This is a genomic window from Streptomyces odontomachi, assembly GCF_024435355.1.
In the GTDB taxonomy this organism is placed as follows: Bacteria; Actinomycetota; Actinomycetes; order Streptomycetales; family Streptomycetaceae; genus Streptomyces; species Streptomyces odontomachi.
In genome coordinates this window covers 1-16,904 of sequence record NZ_JAMJWG010000004.1, presented here as the reverse complement: position 1 = coordinate 16,904, position 16,904 = coordinate 1, and the positions used below count along the sequence as shown (strand labels likewise).

11 protein-coding genes are annotated in these 16,904 nt (G+C 72.4%); 6 read left to right on the top strand and 5 right to left on the bottom strand.

The genetic code is table 11. The annotated features are described in order from the left end of the window. The first annotated feature begins 273 nt into the window (after nucleotides 1–273). The gene (locus NQO67_RS11030) at nucleotides 274–1,584 is read left to right on the top strand and encodes a citrate synthase (protein WP_255949679.1); all 1,311 of its coding nucleotides are present in this window, start codon (nucleotides 274–276) and stop codon (nucleotides 1,582–1,584) included. 1,005 nt (nucleotides 1,585–2,589) lie between these two features. Here NQO67_RS11030 and NQO67_RS11025 read toward each other — a convergent pair. The 5 genes from NQO67_RS11025 to NQO67_RS11005 form a co-directional block, all read right to left on the bottom strand. Next, nucleotides 2,590–5,163, bottom strand: coding sequence for a heavy metal translocating P-type ATPase (locus NQO67_RS11025; RefSeq protein ID WP_305125696.1), 2,574 nt, complete (start codon nucleotides 5,161–5,163; stop codon nucleotides 2,590–2,592). A 90-nt stretch (nucleotides 5,164–5,253) separates the two neighbouring features. After that, nucleotides 5,254–5,514 carry a heavy-metal-associated domain-containing protein gene (locus NQO67_RS11020; protein ID WP_255949678.1) on the bottom strand — a complete coding sequence of 87 codons (261 nt, stop codon included), beginning with the start codon at nucleotides 5,512–5,514 and terminating at the stop codon, nucleotides 5,254–5,256. 198 nt (nucleotides 5,515–5,712) lie between these two features. After that, nucleotides 5,713–6,339, bottom strand: coding sequence for a GNAT family N-acetyltransferase (locus NQO67_RS11015; RefSeq protein WP_255949677.1), 627 nt, complete (start codon nucleotides 6,337–6,339; stop codon nucleotides 5,713–5,715). 222 nt (nucleotides 6,340–6,561) lie between these two features. Beyond that, on the bottom strand, nucleotides 6,562–6,762 hold the full coding sequence (locus NQO67_RS11010) for a helix-turn-helix transcriptional regulator (RefSeq protein WP_255949676.1): 201 nt from the start codon (nucleotides 6,760–6,762) through the stop codon (nucleotides 6,562–6,564). A gap of 227 nt (nucleotides 6,763–6,989) precedes the next feature. Next, nucleotides 6,990–7,889: a sugar phosphate isomerase/epimerase family protein gene (locus NQO67_RS11005; protein ID WP_255949675.1), complete on the bottom strand. Its 900-nt coding sequence runs from the start codon at nucleotides 7,887–7,889 to the stop codon at nucleotides 6,990–6,992. Between the two features lie 248 nt (nucleotides 7,890–8,137). Between NQO67_RS11005 and iolC the strand changes: the two genes are divergently transcribed. From iolC to NQO67_RS10980, 5 genes are all read left to right on the top strand, one after another. Further along, nucleotides 8,138–9,139: a 5-dehydro-2-deoxygluconokinase gene (iolC, locus tag NQO67_RS11000; RefSeq protein WP_255950011.1), complete on the top strand. Its 1,002-nt coding sequence runs from the start codon at nucleotides 8,138–8,140 to the stop codon at nucleotides 9,137–9,139. A gap of 71 nt (nucleotides 9,140–9,210) precedes the next feature. Continuing rightward, on the top strand, nucleotides 9,211–10,116 hold the full coding sequence (locus NQO67_RS10995) for a Cgl0159 family (beta/alpha)8-fold protein (RefSeq protein WP_445195097.1): 906 nt from the start codon (nucleotides 9,211–9,213) through the stop codon (nucleotides 10,114–10,116). Nucleotides 10,117–10,707: 591 nt separating this feature from the next. Continuing rightward, nucleotides 10,708–11,649, top strand: a complete 942-nt coding sequence (iolB, locus tag NQO67_RS10990; protein WP_255949674.1) for a 5-deoxy-glucuronate isomerase — start codon at nucleotides 10,708–10,710, stop codon at nucleotides 11,647–11,649. Beyond that, nucleotides 11,646–13,787 (top strand): 3D-(3,5/4)-trihydroxycyclohexane-1,2-dione acylhydrolase (decyclizing), encoded by a 2,142-nt coding sequence (iolD, locus tag NQO67_RS10985; protein ID WP_255949673.1) that lies wholly within the window; start codon nucleotides 11,646–11,648, stop codon nucleotides 13,785–13,787. Before iolB ends, iolD begins: the two co-directional genes overlap by 4 nt. 209 nt (nucleotides 13,788–13,996) lie before the next feature. Further along, on the top strand, nucleotides 13,997–15,499 hold the full coding sequence (locus tag NQO67_RS10980) for a CoA-acylating methylmalonate-semialdehyde dehydrogenase (protein ID WP_255949672.1): 1,503 nt from the start codon (nucleotides 13,997–13,999) through the stop codon (nucleotides 15,497–15,499). The last annotated feature ends 1,405 nt before the right edge of the window (nucleotides 15,500–16,904 follow it).

Below are 16,904 nucleotides of genomic sequence, written 5' to 3'. Positions count from 1 at the left end.
AGGCGCATCCGGATCACCCGTAACGCCGTCGGTCCCGCGGCGTCCCGCGGGGCGTGGCGAGGCCGTGAATTTTGATCGATCAATCAGTCGGAAAGCTCACAGGGCCCTTCCGGAACCGGGGCGAAGGGGGCAGGATGAGCAGACTGGCGGCACTCAGTGCCGCCGATAGGCCCAATGGCCGACCCCGAGTGCACTCTCCTGCGCCAAATGGGGGATGGTAGAGGCAGTCAGGGCAGTCAGGGCAGGCACCTCGAAGATGAGGTACAACGTCGGGTGAGGGAAGACGTGAGCGACAAACGCGATGACGCAGTAGTACTGCGGTACGGCGAGGGTGAATACACGTACTCGGTGGAGGACAGCACCGTCGGGGACAAGGGCTTCGACATCGGGAAGCTGCGCGCCCAGACCGGTCTGGTGACCCTGGACAGCGGTTACGGCAACACTGCCGCCTACAAGTCGGGGATCACCTATCTCGACGGTGAGCAGGGCATTCTGCGTTACCGCGGCTATCCGATCGAGCAGCTGGCCGAGCGTTCCACGTTCGTCGAGGTCGCCTACCTGCTGATCAACGGCGAGCTGCCGACCGTCGACGAGCTGGCGGAGTTCCGGGACGAGATCACCCGGCACACCCTGCTGCACGAGGACGTCAAGCGCTTCTACGACGGGTTCCCGCGTGACGCCCACCCGATGGCGATGCTGTCGTCGGTGGTCAGCGCGCTGTCCACGTTCTACCAGGACAGCCACAACCCGTTCGACGAGAAGCAGCGCCACCTGTCGACGATCCGGCTGCTGGCGAAGCTCCCGACGATCGCCGCCTACGCGTACAAGAAGTCGGTCGGCCAGCCCGTCGTCTACCCGCGCAACGACCTCGGGTATGTCGAGAACTTCCTGCGGATGACGTTCTCGGTGCCGGCCGCCGAGTACGCGCTGGACCCGGTGGTGGTGTCGGCGCTGGACAAGCTGCTGATCCTGCACGCCGACCACGAGCAGAACTGTTCGACGTCGACGGTGCGCCTGGTGGGCTCCTCGCAGGCGAACATGTTCGCGTCCATCTCGGCCGGCATCTCGGCCCTGTGGGGCCCGCTGCACGGTGGTGCGAACCAGTCGGTGCTGGAGATGCTGGAGGGTATCCAGAACTCCGGGAGCGACGTCGACACCTTCATCCGCAAGGTGAAGAACAAGGAAGACGGCGTGAAGCTCATGGGCTTCGGGCACCGCGTCTACAAGAACTTCGACCCCCGGGCGAAGATCATCAAGGCTGCGGCGCACGACGTCCTCTCCGCGCTCGGCAAGTCCGACGAGCTGCTCGACATCGCGCTGCGCCTCGAGGAGCACGCGCTCGCCGACGACTACTTCGTGGAGCGGAAGCTCTACCCGAACGTGGACTTCTACACGGGTCTGATCTACCGCGCGATGGGCTTCCCGACGGAGATGTTCACCGTGCTGTTCGCGCTTGGCCGGTTGCCCGGGTGGATCGCCCAGTGGCAGGAGATGATCAAGGAGCCGGGTTCGCGGATCGGGCGTCCGCGGCAGATCTACACGGGTGTCGTCAATCGGGACTTCATCCCGGTGGAGGAGCGGTAGCCTTCGGCCTTCGGCCTTCGGCTTCCCGGTCTGGGGCGGTCCCGCCGTGTGTCGGTGTCCCCGGGTGGGGATCGGCGCGGTGGGGGCTGCCCCTTGGCGTTGGTAGCGACCTGCCGGTCTCGTCGTGGCGGGTCGCGCAGTTCCCCGCGCCCCTTGATTGCGGCCTTCGGCCGGCGGGGGCTGCGGTAGGGGGTGCCCCTCTGGGGCGGTGGCGACCTGCTGGTTTCGTTGTGGCTGGTCGCGCAGTTCCCCGCGCCCCTTGGTCGCGGCCTTCGGCCTGCTCACCTGCGCACCTTGGTCGCGGCCTGCGGCCTGCTCGCCTGCGCCCCAAGTTCATGGCCTTCGGCCTGCTCTTGGGGCGTGTTGGGTTGCCGTGTATCTCTGTTCGGCACCCCGGTGCAGCGAGTGAGCCAAAGGGCGCGCCGGTGTTGAGTGGCCGAACGCGCGGAGGCCCGACGAAGTCGGGCTGAGCACGATCGGTCGCTCGACACCGGCTGAGGCGCCCGGCGGCGAACCGAGCTTTTAAAAAAAGGGAAAGCGCCCCGTCGCCGGTCCCCCCACGGGCCGGCGGGCGGGGCGCTTTCCTGTGTCCCGGTGCGGATTCCCCCCACGGGATCCGGCCGGGCGTCGGTGGGCTGCGCCAGCCGCGTTGTGGTCTGCCGGGACGCGTACGGTCGGGGGGGCCGCTCAAAGCTCCCCGGTGTACGTGTCCCGGCTCACAACCTCCGGAGACGTCCCCCAAGACATCTCCGCTGATGTCGGATTCGCCCCCCAAGACGTCTCCAGCATCGTCCTCTTAGACTCGCGAGCCCCTTCTATGGTTACGCTTAAATCTATGTGACGTACGTCTCTTGCATACGTCGAACTCTTTCGCAAGAGCCCCGTCGTGGTGACCGGGGGTTAAGTGTAAGGATGTTGAACCGCACATGTGAAGGCCTGTGAAGAATTTGGGTCTCGCTTCTGAGACAACATACGTGGACTGCTGTAGGCGCCAGGTGAAGGCGGCTACGTGAAGTTCCGCAGGCGCAGGCTGTTGCTGACTACGAAGACCGACGAGAACGCCATCGCGGCTCCGGCGATCATCGGGTTGAGCAGTCCGGCCGCGGCGAGCGGCAGGGCTGCAAGGTTATAGCCGAAGGCCCAGAAAAGGTTGCCTTTGATGGTGGCCAGTGTGCGGCGCGAGAGCCGGATGGCGTCCGCGGCCACCCGCAGGTCGCCGCGGACCAGGGTGAGGTCGCTCGCCTCGATCGCGGCGTCGGTGCCGGTGCCCATGGCCAGGCCGAGGTCGGCGGTGGCGAGTGCGGCGGCGTCGTTGACTCCGTCGCCGACCATGGCGACGGTCCGGCCCTCGTCCTTCAGGCGCCGTACGACGGCCACCTTGTCCTGCGGCAGCACCTCGGCGATCACCTCGTCGATGCCGACGGTGCGGGCCACGGTCGCGGCCACGGCCGGGTGGTCGCCGGTCAGCAGGATCGGCGTGAGGCCGAGTGCGCGCAGCTCGCGCACCGCCTCGGCGCTGGTGTCCTTGACGGCGTCGGCGACGGTCAGCACGCCACGCGCCGTGCCGTCCCAGGCGACGGTGACGGCCGTGTGGCCGGCCTCTTCGGCGGCGGCCTTGGCGGCGGCCAGCTGCGGGGGCAGTGCGATACCGACGGCGGTGAGCAACTGCTCGCGCCCGACGAGCACGTCGTGCCCCTCGACGGTGCCGCGCACGCCGAGCCCGGGGACGTTCTCGAACGGCTCGGGGGTGGGCAGTGCCGCACCGCTCCCGTCCGCCTCGGTGGCCCCTCGCTCGACGGCGCCGGTGGCGATGGCCTGCGCGATGGGGTGCTCGGAGGCGTTCTCCACGGCACCGGCGAGCCGGAGCAGCAGCTTCTGGTCCGTGTCCGGCGCGTGCACGTCCCTCAGCGTCATCCGGCCGGTGGTGACCGTGCCGGTCTTGTCGAGGACGACCGTGTCGACGCGGCGGGTGGATTCCAGGACCTCGGGGCCCCGGATGAGGATGCCGAGCTGGGCGCCGCGGCCGGTGCCGACCATGAGGGCGGTGGGCGTCGCCAGGCCGAGCGCGCAGGGGCAGGCGATGATCAGTACCGCCACCGCGGCGGTGAACGCCGCGCCGGCCCCGCCGCCGACCACGAGCCAGGCCAGCAGCGTGCCCGCGGCGATCAGCAGCACGACGGGTACGAAGATCCCGGCGATCCGGTCGGCGAGCCGCTGCACCTGCGCCTTGCCGTTCTGCGCGTCCTCCACGAGCCGGGCCATCCGGGCCAGCTGCGTGTCGGCGCCGACCCGGGTCGCTTCGACGACGAGCCGGCCCCCGGCGTTCACGGTGGCGCCGGTGACGGTGGCGCCGACGGTCACGTCGACCGGTACCGACTCGCCGGTGAGCATCGAGGCGTCGACCGCCGAGGTGCCCTCGACGACGGTGCCGTCGGTGGCGATCTTCTCTCCGGGTCGTACGACGAACCGGTCACCGACGGCCAGCCGGCTCACCGGGACGCGTGTCTCCACCGGTGCGCCGCCGCCCGGCGCGGGCCGCAGCACGCAGACGTCCTTGGCGCCCAGCTCCAGCAGGGCGTGCAGGGCGGCTCCCGCGCGTCGTTTGGAACGGGCCTCCAGGTAGCGGCCGAGCAGCAGGAAGGTGACGACGCCGGCCGCGACCTCCAGATAGAGGGCCGAGGAGGTGTCGGTGCGTGCGGCGAGCAGGTCGAATCCGTGCCGCATGCCCGGCATCCCGGCGTCGCCGAAGAACAGCGCCCACAGCGACCAGCCGAAGGCGGCCAGGGTGCCGAGCGAGACCAGGGTGTCCATGGTGGCCGCGCCGTGCCGTGCGTTCTTCCACGCGGCGCGGTGGAAGGGCAGGCCACCCCAGATGACGACCGGGGCCGCGAGTGTCAGCGAGAGCCACTGCCAGTTGTCGAACTGGAGGGCGGGGACCATCGAGAGCACGATCACCGGGAGCGCGAGCAGCGCGGAGCCGCGAAGGCGGTCGCGGAGCGCGGTGACCTCCGGGTCGGTGGCGGCGGTGGCCGCCGGACCGGTGGCGGTCGCGTCGGTGGCCGCTCCGGCGGGACCGCGGTCCGGCCAGTCCCGCCCGTCCGGCCGGCCGTGCGGTCCGGCCCGGTCCGTACGGTGATCCCGTTCGGGGGCGCTGTCGGCGGCGTCATGGGCGCTGTGGGGTGGCGGGACCGCGGGGGGTGGTGGCGCGGGCTGCTCGGCGGTGTAGCCGGTCTTCACGACGGTGGCGACGAGATCGGCGACCTCGACCCCGTCGGGGTAGCTGACCCGGGCCTTCTGGGTGGCGAAGTTCACGGTGGCGGTGACGCCCGCCATGCGGTTGAGCTTCTTCTCCACCCGTGCCGCGCACGCCGCGCAGGTCATCCCGCCGATGCGGAGTTCGACCTGCGAGACGGACGCGGGGTGGTCGGGTGGTGCCGGGGTCCCGGCGGCCGCGGTGGCGGTGGCCGGCGGAGCGGCGGAAGGCTCGGGGGTGCCTGGCGCTTCGGCCACCCCGGTCGGCTGGTGGCCGGCCGGCCGGTCGGCGGTCTGGCCGGCGGTCTCTGGTGCGGTGCTGGTCATTGCGGGCTCCAGATGGCGGTGCGGTGCTGCGTGCTCCTGAAAACGGCCGGCCGGGGGACGCCAGGCGTGCCGGCTCGCCGGTGTGCCGGCTCAGGCGCGGCCGGCGAACTCGTATCCCGCTTCGTCGATCGCGGCGCGTACCGCCTCGTCGTCGAGCGCGGCCGCGGAGACCACGGTGACCCGGCCGCTGGCGGCCTCGGCGGCGACGGAGCGTACGCCCGCCAGCTCGCCGATCTCGCTGACGACCGCGCTTTCGCAGTGTCCGCAGGTCATCCCGGTCACCTGGTAGGTCGCGGTGACCTCGCCGTCGGTGGCCGGAGTGGGGGTGGCGGCCTCGCCCTGGGTGGTCATATGGGGCTCCTCGGGAGTGCGGTGTGCGTGGGTGGACGGAAAGCCGGGCGCGGGGACGGGAACGGTGCGCGCCTACCCGGGCCGGGCGCGGGTACGGCACGGACCCGTACCGCACGGACCCGTACGGGCGGATGGAACGGCGCCGCGCCGGACTCACCCGGCACCTGCGCCTCGCCCGACTCTCCTCACACTATACCCCTAGGGGGTAGGGGAATGCGTAGCCTCGGGGCGGCCGTGATGGACGGCCCACTCCCGGGCCAGCACCGACATGATCACCTCGTCGAACGGCTCACCGTCCCGCAGCATCGCCTCCCGCCGCACGCCCTCTGCAACGAAGCCGACCCGCTCGTAGACACGCCGGGCCCGCTGGTTGTGGGTGTAGACACCCAGTTCGATGCGGTTCAGGCCGAGCCGCTCGAAGCCGTGGCCGAGGGTGAGCCGGACCGCCTCGGTGCCCAGCCCGCGGTTCCGGCCGGCGGGCCCCAGCATGATGCGGAAGGTGCAGCTGCGGTCGGCCGGATGCCAGTCGAACAGCACGCTTTCACCGACGAGTGCGCCGCTGTCCCGGTCGATCACGGCGAGGTCGAGCCGGTCGTCCGTCGTGGCGCGCGACGCGTACCAGGCGCGTACCCGCTCCTCCGTGAGCGTGCTGCGCGGGTGGCCCATGAAGAGGGTCACCTCCGGATCGCCGATCATCGCGAACATCTCCGCGGCGTCGGCTGCGGCGACGGGGCGCAGCACCACCTTGTCGCCGGTCAGTACCGGCTTGACGGAGAAGTCGTCCGGGGGATTCGTCGAGGAATGGTCCACATGTGCCGCTGTCATCTGCGGATTCTGCGTGGCCACGGTCGGCGCCGGCAAACGAGAATCCCCCGGCAGACGAGGATCCTCCCGGCGAACGAGAATTTCTCGGCGAACGAGGATCCCCCGTCTGACCCGTCTGACCCGTCCGGCCCGTCTGGCCGCGCCCGACCGACCCTTGCCCCGCGTGCCGTTGCCGGGGCCCGGCGCGGGCCCCGGCGGCCGGTGGTTGCGGTCGGGGCGGGGTCAGTCGCCCTGGCGCCGGCGGTTGCTCGGGCGGGCGGCGACCCACGCCCGGACGGTGTCCGCGTACCAGTACGGCTTGCCGTTCTCCACGCGGTCGGGTGGGGGCAGCAGCCCGTGTTTGCGGTACGAACGCACCGTGTCCGGGCGGACCTTGATGTGTGCGGCGATGTCTCTGTATGACCAGAGTCCGTGGTCGGTCACCGTGGCTTCTCCTCCCCGCCGCGCCCAGCGGCGGCAGGGAGCCGTCGGACGAGCCGGGCGCGACGCTGGCGATTGCTGAGCCTTGCCGGGTGAACGACGCAGGGTGATCCCGGTCAGGGGGTGTGGATCGGCTGTGACACGGAATCGGCCCAGCGCGGACATGTGTGACAAGAAGGAGGAGTTTGTGACGGAAGCGGTGCGAAAAGGGCCGTAACCTCGCGCGCCCCTCAGGCCCCGCAGGACCGGAGGAATGCGCGGGTGCGGCGGGCGATGGGCAGGGGGCGGTCGGGTGGGCAGGGGTACATGTCCTGCTCGACGATGGCGAAGAGGTCGACGTCGAGCCGGCCGGCGGCCTCCAGCACCGGTTCCAACGCGGGCACGCCGCACGGCGGTTCGCACATCACGCCGCGTGCGACCGCGGGGCCGAACGGCAGTTGCCGGGCGTGGACCTCGGCCAGGATCCCGGGGTCGACCTGCTTGAGATGCAGATAGCCGATGCGTTCGCCGTAGGTCTCGATGAGTTTGACGCTGTCGCCGCCGCAGTACGCGTAGTGCCCGGTGTCCAGGCAGAGCGAGACCAGGTCGGGGTCGGTGGCGTCGAGGAAGCGGGTGACGTTCTCCTCGCTGTCGATGTGGGTGTCGGCGTGCGGGTGGACGACCACCTTCAGACCGTGGCGCTCGCGCACCTCGCGGGCCAGACGCTCGGTCAGGCGGGTCAGGTCGCGCCACTGGGCGGGGGTGAGGGTACGGTCCTCCAGCACCTCGCCGGTCTTGTCGTCGCGCCAGAAGGCGGGGATGACGACCAGGTGCCGGGCGCCCATCGCGCGGGCCAACTCGGCGACCCCCGCGACATGGCGCCAGGTGGACTCCCAGACCTCCGGGCCGTGGTGCAGACCCGTGAAGACGGTGCCGGCGGAGACCTTGAGCCCGCGCCGCCGGGTCTCTTCGCCCAGTACCGCGGGATCGGTGGGGAGATAGCCGTAAGGGCCGAGCTCGATCCACTCGTAGCCGGATGCGCTGACCTCGTCGAGGAAGCTCTGCCAGGGGACCTGGCGCGGGTCGTCGGGGAACCAGACGCCCCACGAGTCGGGTGCGGAACCGATCCGGATGCGTGACAGCGTCGTCATGAGCGTCACTTTCCGGGCGTCACGGACGGGGTGTCAAGGGTCTGGTCCGAATGTCCGGACAAAACATTGACAGGGCTGGCGCCCGGCACTAGACCTTGGGGTGAGCCGCCGCGGGCCCGCCTCCCCTGGGCCGTACCGGCAGCCCTGCTCCTGCCGGTTCGCCAGGAAGGGACGTATCCGTGACCGACCCGGACGACGGCGCCGCCCTGCCCGACGCCTCGCCTGACACCCCGTTCGACGTCCTCACGATGGGGCGGATCGGGGTCGACCTGTACCCGCTCCAGGCCGGGGTGCCGCTGGCGGACGTCGAGCAGTTCGGGAAGTTCCTCGGCGGATCGGCCACCAACGTCGCGGTCGCGGCCGCCCGGCTCGGGCTGCGCAGCGCGGTGATCAGCCGCACCGGTCACGACGCCTTCGGCGACTACGTGCACCGGACGCTGCGTGACCTCGGCGTCGACGACCGGTGGGTCACCCCGGTGCCGGGGCTGCCGACCCCGGTCACGTTCTGCGAGATCTTCCCGCCCGACGACTTCCCGCTCTACTTCTACCGCCAGCCCAAAGCGCCCGACCTCGTGATCAGGCCGGGTGAACTCGACCTCGACGCCGTCGCCGCCGCACGGGTCTTCTGGATGACCGGGACCGGACTGTGCGAGGAGCCGAGCCGGACGGCGACGCTGACCGCGCTCGCCCACCGCGCACGGGCCGGCCTGACCGTGTTCGACCTGGACTGGCGGCCGATGTTCTGGCACGAGGAGAACGCCGGACGAGCGCCGACCGCGGGCCCGGGCGACCCCGCCGACGTCCCCGTGCGCCACGAACTGGGCCCCGACGGCGCCCGCCCGTACTACGTCGAGGCGCTGCGGCACGCCACCGTCGCCGTGGGCAACCTGGACGAGGTGGAGGTGGCCACCGGGGAACGCGAGCCGCTCGCCGCCGCGCGCGCCCTGCTCGCCGCTGGCGTCGAGGTCGCGGTGGTCAAACAGGGCCCGAAGGGCGTCCTCGCGATGACCGCCGACGGGCAGCGGGCAGAGGTGCCGCCACTGCCGGTGCGGGTGCTCAACGGCCTCGGCGCCGGCGACGCGTTCGGCGGCGCCCTCTGCCACGGGCTGCTGGCGGGCTGGGACCTGGAGCGCACCATGCGGTACGCGAACGCGGCCGGGGCGATCGTGGCCGGCCGCCTGGAGTGTTCCTCGGCGATGCCCACGCCCGCCGAGGTGGAGACGGCGGTGACCGAGGGGTCGGTGCGGTGACGTCGTCGTCCGGTACGCGGTCCGGGCCGCGCCGCCGCGGTACCGGTGACGCGCCGGTGGACATGCCGGACATGTGGACGGCCGACGGTGCCGTCGACGTCGCCGCGCTGGCCAGGACCAGGGCGCGGCACCCGGAGGCGGTGGCAGCGGCGGCTGCGCAACGGACCCGGCGGGCGCTGCTCGGGCCGCGGCAGCGGCTGATGATCATCGCCGCAGACCATCCGGCGCGCGGTGCGCTCGGCGTCGGTGAGCGCGCCTTCGCCATGGCCGACCGGGCCGATCTCCTCACCCGCCTGTGCCGGGCGCTCGCCAGGCCCGGCGTCGACGGTGTGCTGGCCGCCGCCGACGTCCTCGACGACCTGCTGCTGCTCGGCGCGCTGGACGGCAAGGTCGTCATCGGCTCGATGAACCGGGGCGGGCTCGCCGGTGCCGCCTTCGAACTCGACGACCGGTTCACCGGGCTGCGCCCGCAGGACATCGAACGGCGCGGCTTCGACGCGGGGAAGCTGCTGCTGCGCATCGACTACGACGACCCCGGCTCGCTGCGCACGCTGGAGGCGGCGGCACGGGTGGTGGACGGCATGGCCGAACGGGGCCTGCCGGTGTTCGTCGAGCCGTTCCTGTGCCGCCGCGACACGCACGGCGCCCTGCGCAACGACCTGAGCGCCGCGGCCGTCAGCACGTCCCTGGCGATCGCGTCCGGACTCGCCGGGACCTCCGCGTACACCTGGCTGAAGGTGCCCGTCACCGAGGACCCGGCGGACATGGCTCGCGTCATGGCGACCACCACGCTGCCCGCGGTACTGCTCGGCGGCGAGGTGGGCGACACCGCTCAGGCCCAGCAGCGCGCCTACGAACGGTGGCGCGCCGCGCTCCGGTTGCCGACGGTGCAGGGACTCGTCGTGGGACGGTCCCTGCTGTATCCCGGGGACGGCGACGTGGTCGGGGCGGTCGACACCGCGGTGGGGTTGCTGTGAGCGCGGGCGCCTGCCGGCGGGGTGCCTGCCGGCAGGGGTGCGCGTGGTTTCGGCGGGACCGTGGGTCGCCACCGGCCGGGTGGGGGCGTTCCTGTCGTGTCCGGACCACCGGCCGGTGGGGGCTGGTCGCGCAGTTCCCCGCGCCCCTTTGTGGGCACTGCGTGCCCCCCTGGGGCGTGCGCCTGGCCGTGCCTCGGAGGGGCGCGCCCGGTAGGGGCGCGGGGAACTGCGCGATCGGCCCGACGAGACGGGCGGGTCGTCACCGTCTCGAGGGGGCCGTTCCTGTCGTGTCCGGGCCACCGGCCGGTGGGGGCTGGTCGCGCCCACGCGGCGGAGCCGCATATCGACACAGCCCCGCGCCCCTTTTCAGCGCCTTCGGCGCGCGGGCGCGCCCGGTAGGGGCGCGGGGAACTGCGCGACCAGCCCCGACGAGATCGTCGGGTCGTCACCGGCCCCAGAGGGCTGTTTCTGTCGTGTCCGGGCCACCGGGCCGGTGGACGGTCCCGAGTGCTCGCGTGGCAGGGGCTTCGGGTGAAGCCCGGAAAGATCGATCGGTTAACGGTGTGTGAGGCGTGGGGTAGGGATAGGCGCATGGTCGAGGCGAGTGGGGCGAGCGGTCAGGGCGGGGACGGCGGAGTGGCCGCACCGGGACCGGGCGGCGCCGGTGCCCGGAGCGGTACCGGCGCCGGTGGCCGTACCGGCGCCGCGCCACGCCGTACCCGCCTCCACCTCCCCCACGGCACCGCCGCCACCGCCCCGTACGCCCTCGACGTCACCCCGGCCCGCGCCGGATGGGCGTACTCCGCACTGCGCGTGCTGGAGCTCGCCGCCGGCGCGACGCACTCCTTCACGAGCGGGGACACCGAGTGGATCGTGATGCCGTTGAACGGCGGCTGCACGGTGCACGCGGACGGGATGACGATGGAACTCGCGGGTCGACCCGACGTTTTCGAGTCGGTCAGTGACTTCGCCTACGTGCCGCGGGACGCCCGCGCCACAATCACCTCCGGTGCGGGAGGCCGCTTCGCCCTGGCAGGAGCGAAGTGCGAGCGTAAGCTCCCCGCCCGCTACGGCCCCGCGCCGGAGGTACCCGTCGAGAGCCGCGGCGGCGGCAGCTGCACGCGCCAGGTGCGCAACTTCGCGGCCGCCGGCGTCTTCGACTGCGACCGGCTGATCGCCGTGGAGGTGCTCACCCCGGCCGGCAACTGGTCCTCGTACCCGCCGCACAAGCACGACGAGCACCGGCCGGGTGAGGAGAGCGAGCTGGAGGAGATCTACTACTTCGAGATCGCCGGGCCGCACGGCTTCGGCTACCAGCGGGTCTTCCCGTCCCGCCCGGGCGGCAGCGACGTGCTCGCCGAGGTGCGCAGCGGCGACGCGGTGCTGGTGCCCGACGGGTGGCACGGACCGTCGATCGCCGCACCCGGGCACGACATGTACTACCTGAACGTGATGGCGGGCCCCGGTGCCGAACGGGCCTGGCAGATCTCCTTCCACCCCGACCATCTCGCAACCACCGAGGGCTACCGATGAGCACACGGAAGAAGGGCCACGCGGTGCCGGCCGCGCAGCCGCCCACCTCGCCGGCCACGACGCCCGCGCCGTCCCCCCAGAAACCCGCGTCGACCGCAGCCGCGGCCCCCACCGGCGCTCCGCCGCCCACGGAGGCGCACACCGCCACCGGGGATCCCGCCCCGCACGCCCACGCCCCCCGAACCCCACGCCCCGAAGCGGCCACTGCGGCCACCGCGGCCACCGCCGCCGAGAGCACCGAGGCCGCCCCCGAGTCCACCACCCCCGCGCGCCGCACCCGCCGGCTCACCACCGCACAGGCCCTGGTCGCCTTCCTCGCCCGGCAGTACACCGAACGGGACGGCGAGCGGCACCGCCTGATCGGCGCCACCTGGGGCATCTTCGGGCACGGCAACGTCGCCGGGATCGGCCAGGCGCTCGTCGAGTACGCCGACGAGATGCCGTTCCACCAGGGCCGCAACGAGCAGGCCATGGTGCACGCTGCGGTCGGCTACGCCCGGCAGTCCGGGCGGCTGGCCACGCACGCCGTGACCACGTCGATCGGCCCCGGCGCCACGAACCTGGTCACCGGGGCCGCGCTCGCCACCATCAACCACCTGCCCGTCCTGCTGCTGCCCGGCGACATCTTCGCGACCCGCCCCGCCGACCCGGTGCTCCAGCAGCTCGAAGTGCCCTACGCGGGCGACGTGTCCGTGAACGACTGCCTGCGGCCCGTCTCCGCCTACTTCGACCGGATCACCCGCCCCGAGGCGCTGATGCCGGCCGCGCTGGCCGCCATGCGCACCCTGACCGACCCCGTCGCCACCGGCGCCGTCACGCTCGCGCTGCCGCAGGACGTGCAGGCCGAGGCGTACGACTGGCCGGAGGAGTTCTTCGCCGAGCGGGTGTGGCACGTGCGCCGCCCGGCCCCCGACGAGCGGGAGCTGGAGGCGGTGGTGCGCGCGATCCGCGCGGCGCACCGGCCGCTGGTCGTCGCCGGCGGCGGGGTGCACCACAGCGCCGCCGAAGAGGCGCTCAAGCACTTCGCGGACGAGACCGGCATCCCGGTCGCCTGCACCCAGGCCGGCAAGGGCGCCCTGCGCCACGACCACCCCGCCGAGGTCGGCGCCGTCGGGCACACCGGCACCGCCACCGCCGACGCCCTGGCCCGCGAGGCGGACCTGGTGATCGGCGTAGGCACCCGCTGGACCGACTTCACCACCGCGTCCGGCACCCTCTTCAGCAACGCCGACGTGCGCTTCGTCAACATCAACATCGCGCCCTGCGAGGGCCACAAGATGGCCGGGCTGCCGCTGGTCGCGGACGCCCGCACCGCCCTCGAAGCGCTCACCCGGCGCGTCATGGACCACGTCCCGAACGCGTACATCATCGACTACCGCAACGCGAAGTCCCGCTGGGAGCGCCGGGTGGACGCCGCGTTCGAGGTGCGGGACGAGACCGCGCGCCCCACCCAGGCGCAGGTACTCGGCGCGCTGGACTCGGTCGTCGACGACCAGGACATCGTCATCAACGCCGCCGGATCCCTCCCCGGCGAGCTGCACAAGCTGTGGCGGGCCAGGTCACGCGACCAGTACCACGTCGAGTACGGCTACTCCTGCATGGGTTACGAGATCCCCGCCGCGATCGGCACCTGCCTGGCCGCGCCGGGCCGGCCGGTGTGGGCGATGGTCGGCGACGGCACCTACCTGATGATGCCCGGTGAGATCGTCACCGCCGTGCAGGAGAACATCCCGATCAAGGTCGTCATCCTCCAGAACCACGGCTACGCGTCGATCGGCGGCCTGTCCGAATCGGTCGGCGCCGAACGCTTCGCCACGGCCTACCGCTACCGGGCGGACGACGGCGGCTACACCGGTGACCCGCTGCCCGTCGACCTCGCCGCCAACGCGGCCAGCCTCGGCATGCAGGTGCTGCGCCCCACCACCGCGGCCGAGCTGCCCGCCGCGCTCGCAGCGGCACGCGCCGCGGACCGTCCCACCTGCGTGTACGTGGAGATCGACACCGGCGCGGTGCCGGGCACCCCACCGGCTGAGGCATGGTGGGATGTGCCGGTGGCCGAAACGGCGACCCGCGCGCCCGCGCAGGCGGCGCGCGAGGAGTACGCACGGCACGCCGCACAGCGGAGGCGGCATGTGTGAGCGAACCCGCCCCCGCACCACCGACCGGTTATCCAGGTTTGCCACGTGCGTTGGCGCCGGTCACCTCGGCCGGCCTGCTGGAGGTCCGGGGGCATCCCCCGGAAAGACGCAGCCGGCTGGGGGTCCGGGGGCCCGCGGCGGCAGCCGCTGATGCCGCAGCCCCTGGGAGAACGCAGTCCCGCCACCCCACACAGATCGGGAGTTCGACCATGACGAAGACCGTCAGTCACTGGATCGGCGGGAAGCCCGTCGAGGGCACCTCCGGCTCGTACGGGCCGGTCACCGACCCCGCGACCGGCGAGGTGACCACCCGCGTGTCCTTCGCGGACGCCTCCGAGGTGGACGCGGCCGTCGCCGCCGCCAAGGCGGCCTACCCCGACTGGGGCGGCTCCTCGCTGGCGCAGCGCACCGGCATCCTCTTCGCGTTCCGCGCCCTCGTCCACGCGCACCGCGACGAGCTGGCCCGGCTGATCACCGCCGAGCACGGCAAGGTGCACGCGGACGCGCTCGGTGAGGTCGCCCGCGGCCTGGAGATCATCGACCTGGCCTGCGGCATCCCGAACCAGCTCAAGGGCGAGCTGTCCACGCAGGTCTCCCAGCGGGTGGACGTGGCCACGATCCGGCAGCCGCTGGGCGTCGTCGCGGGCATCACCCCGTTCAACTTCCCGGCCATGGTGCCGATGTGGATGTTCCCGATCGCCATCGCCTGCGGCAACACGTTCGTGCTGAAGCCCAGCGAGAAGGACCCGTCGGCGTCCCTCCGGCTCGCCGAACTGCTCGCCGAGGCGGGCCTGCCGGACGGCGTCTTCAACGTCGTGCAGGGCGACAAGGTCGCCGTCGACCGGCTGCTGGAGCACCCCGACGTCGCCGCCGTCTCCTTCGTCGGCTCCACCCCCATCGCCCGCCACATCCACCGCACCGCCAGCGCGCACGGCAAGCGCGTCCAGGCCCTCGGCGGCGCCAAGAACCACATGCTCGTGCTGCCCGACGCCGATCTGGACGCGGCCGCGGATGCGGCGGTGTCCGCCGCGTACGGCTCGGCGGGGGAGCGGTGCATGGCCGTCTCCGCGGTCGTCGCGGTCGGCGCGATCGGGGACGAACTCGTCGCGCGCATCCGGGAACGCGCCGAGAAGATCGTCATCGGACCCGGCTCCGACCCCGCCTCCCAGATGGGCCCCCTGATCACCGCGGCGCACCGCGACAAGGTCGCCTCCTACGTCAGCGGGGCCGCTGCGCAGGGCTGCGACGTCGTCCTGGACGGCTCCGGGCACACCGTCGAGGGCTACGAGAACGGCCACTGGGTCGGCGTCTCCCTGCTCGACCGGGTGCCGGTCACCGCGGACGCCTACCGTGACGAGATCTTCGGCCCGGTGCTGTCCGTGGTGCGGGCCGACACCTACGAGGAGGGCCTTGCCCTCATCAACGCCTCCCCCTACGGCAACGGTGTGGCGATCTTCACCCGTGACGGCGGTGCGGCGCGGCGCTTCCAGATGGAAGTGGAGGTCGGCATGGTCGGCGTCAACGTTCCCATCCCGGTCCCCGTCGGCTACCACTCCTTCGGCGGCTGGAAGGACTCCCTCTTCGGCGATCACCACGTCTACGGCAACGACGGCGCGCGGTTCTACACGCGCGGCAAGGCGATCACGTCGCGCTGGCCGGACCCCGCGGACGCCCCTTCCGGGGTGGACTTGGGTTTCCCCAAGAACCACTGACGACGGTTGCCCGGGGTGCCCCCGGTTGCCCGGGTTTCGCCGCGCCGGGGTGCCCCCGGCTTCCCCTGCGCTGCCGCGCGCCGAGGCGGCTTGGGGGTGCCCCCTGGGGTGCGTTGCGGCCTGCGGGTCGCGCCGTGTCCGTTGCGGTGCCCGTGCGCCGCGGGTGCCGTTTGCGCAGTTCCCCGCGCCCCTTATTGGTGTGGTTGTCCGTTGTGGTGCCCGTGCGTCGGGGGTGCTGTTTGCGCAGTTCCCCGCGCCCCTTATTGGTGTGGTTGTCCGTTGTGGTGCCCGTGCGTCGGGGGTGCTGTTTGCGCAGTTCCCCGCGCCCCTTAGCGGTGCCGTTGTCCGTTGCGGTGCCCGTGCGCCGAGGGTGCCGTTTGCGCAGTTCCCCGCGCCCCTTATTGGTGCGGTTGTCCGTTGCGGTGGCGTGCGCCCCTTATCGGTGGGTGCCGTTGACCGCAGTGGTGCGGGGCGCTGTATGCCGGTTCTTGGGTCGGGGGCGCGGGGGCATGTACGTGCTCGGTCCGACGCGTGGACGTTGTCCGAAGGGTGCTCGTTGCATGCATCGGATCCTGCGCGCACATACCCCCACACCCCCTTCTCACCGTCGGCGGCTTTCCCCCGCACGCCTTGAGGGCACCAGCAGGCCCACCGGGGTGCGGACGCGTACGAGACGGGAGGAGACGTGGGGGGATGTGCGCGCGCAGCAGCCGGCGCAATAAGGTGCCGGGTGCTCGGTGGACGTACGGCACGCGCCGGATCGAGCACGTACATCCCCCCGCGGCTCCGACCCGGGACGAGACCTGACGCGCCCGTCGCAGATCAGACGGACACCGCGACGGCCAACGGCGCCCACAAAAAGGGGCGCGGGGAACTGCGCGACAAGCCACAACGCACCCGCGGACCGCAACGCACCCCAAGGGGCAACACCGCAACGAACACCCGGACGTACTGCCACCGCAGTACCCCCACCGGCAGGTGTACACCACGGGAAGGTTTCCCGGATCAGACCTCCGCTCCGCCGCCCCGCCCACAACCGCCCGTACGGTTGAGACATGGATCTCCGACTCCCCGGCCGACCGCGCCCCCGGCGCCTCGCGGCGGCGGCCCTCGCGTTGGCCGTGCTCGTCACGGCCGGCATCTGGACCGGCGTGGCCACGGCCGGCAGCACGCCGGCCGTGCACCGTAGCGACCGGATGCTCCGCACCCACGGCGCGACGATCGACACGTCCTACTTCACGGCGGGTGCCGCCGGGGCCCCCCCCCCCCCCCCCCCCCCCCGCCCCGGCCTCGGCGGCAAAAAGAAAGCGGGGCGTGCGGGGGCGGGGCGGCGCCGCCCCCCCCCCGACCCGCGGGGGCCGCCGGGGGGCCCCCGGGTGTGCCGCTCCTCCCCCCCAAACTCCGC

What these genes read in the sequence shown, in the direction of transcription:
- iolB (WP_255949674.1), top strand. Translation starts at nt 10,708, where the DNA reads ATGGTCGAGGCGAGTGGGGCGAGCGGTCAGGGCGGGGACGGCGGAGTG.
- NQO67_RS10980 (WP_255949672.1), top strand. Translation starts at nt 13,997, where the DNA reads ATGACGAAGACCGTCAGTCACTGGATCGGCGGGAAGCCCGTCGAGGGC.
- NQO67_RS11005 (WP_255949675.1), bottom strand. Translation starts at nt 7,889, where the DNA reads ATGACGACGCTGTCACGCATCCGGATCGGTTCCGCACCCGACTCGTGG.
- iolD (WP_255949673.1), top strand. Translation starts at nt 11,646, where the DNA reads ATGAGCACACGGAAGAAGGGCCACGCGGTGCCGGCCGCGCAGCCGCCC.
- iolC (WP_255950011.1), top strand. Translation starts at nt 8,138, where the DNA reads ATGGGGCGGATCGGGGTCGACCTGTACCCGCTCCAGGCCGGGGTGCCG.
- NQO67_RS11020 (WP_255949678.1), bottom strand. Translation starts at nt 5,514, where the DNA reads ATGACCACCCAGGGCGAGGCCGCCACCCCCACTCCGGCCACCGACGGC.
- NQO67_RS11025 (WP_305125696.1), bottom strand. Translation starts at nt 5,163, where the DNA reads ATGACCAGCACCGCACCAGAGACCGCCGGCCAGACCGCCGACCGGCCG.
- NQO67_RS11015 (WP_255949677.1), bottom strand. Translation starts at nt 6,339, where the DNA reads ATGACAGCGGCACATGTGGACCATTCCTCGACGAATCCCCCGGACGAC.
- NQO67_RS10995 (WP_445195097.1), top strand. Translation starts at nt 9,211, where the DNA reads ATGTGGACGGCCGACGGTGCCGTCGACGTCGCCGCGCTGGCCAGGACC.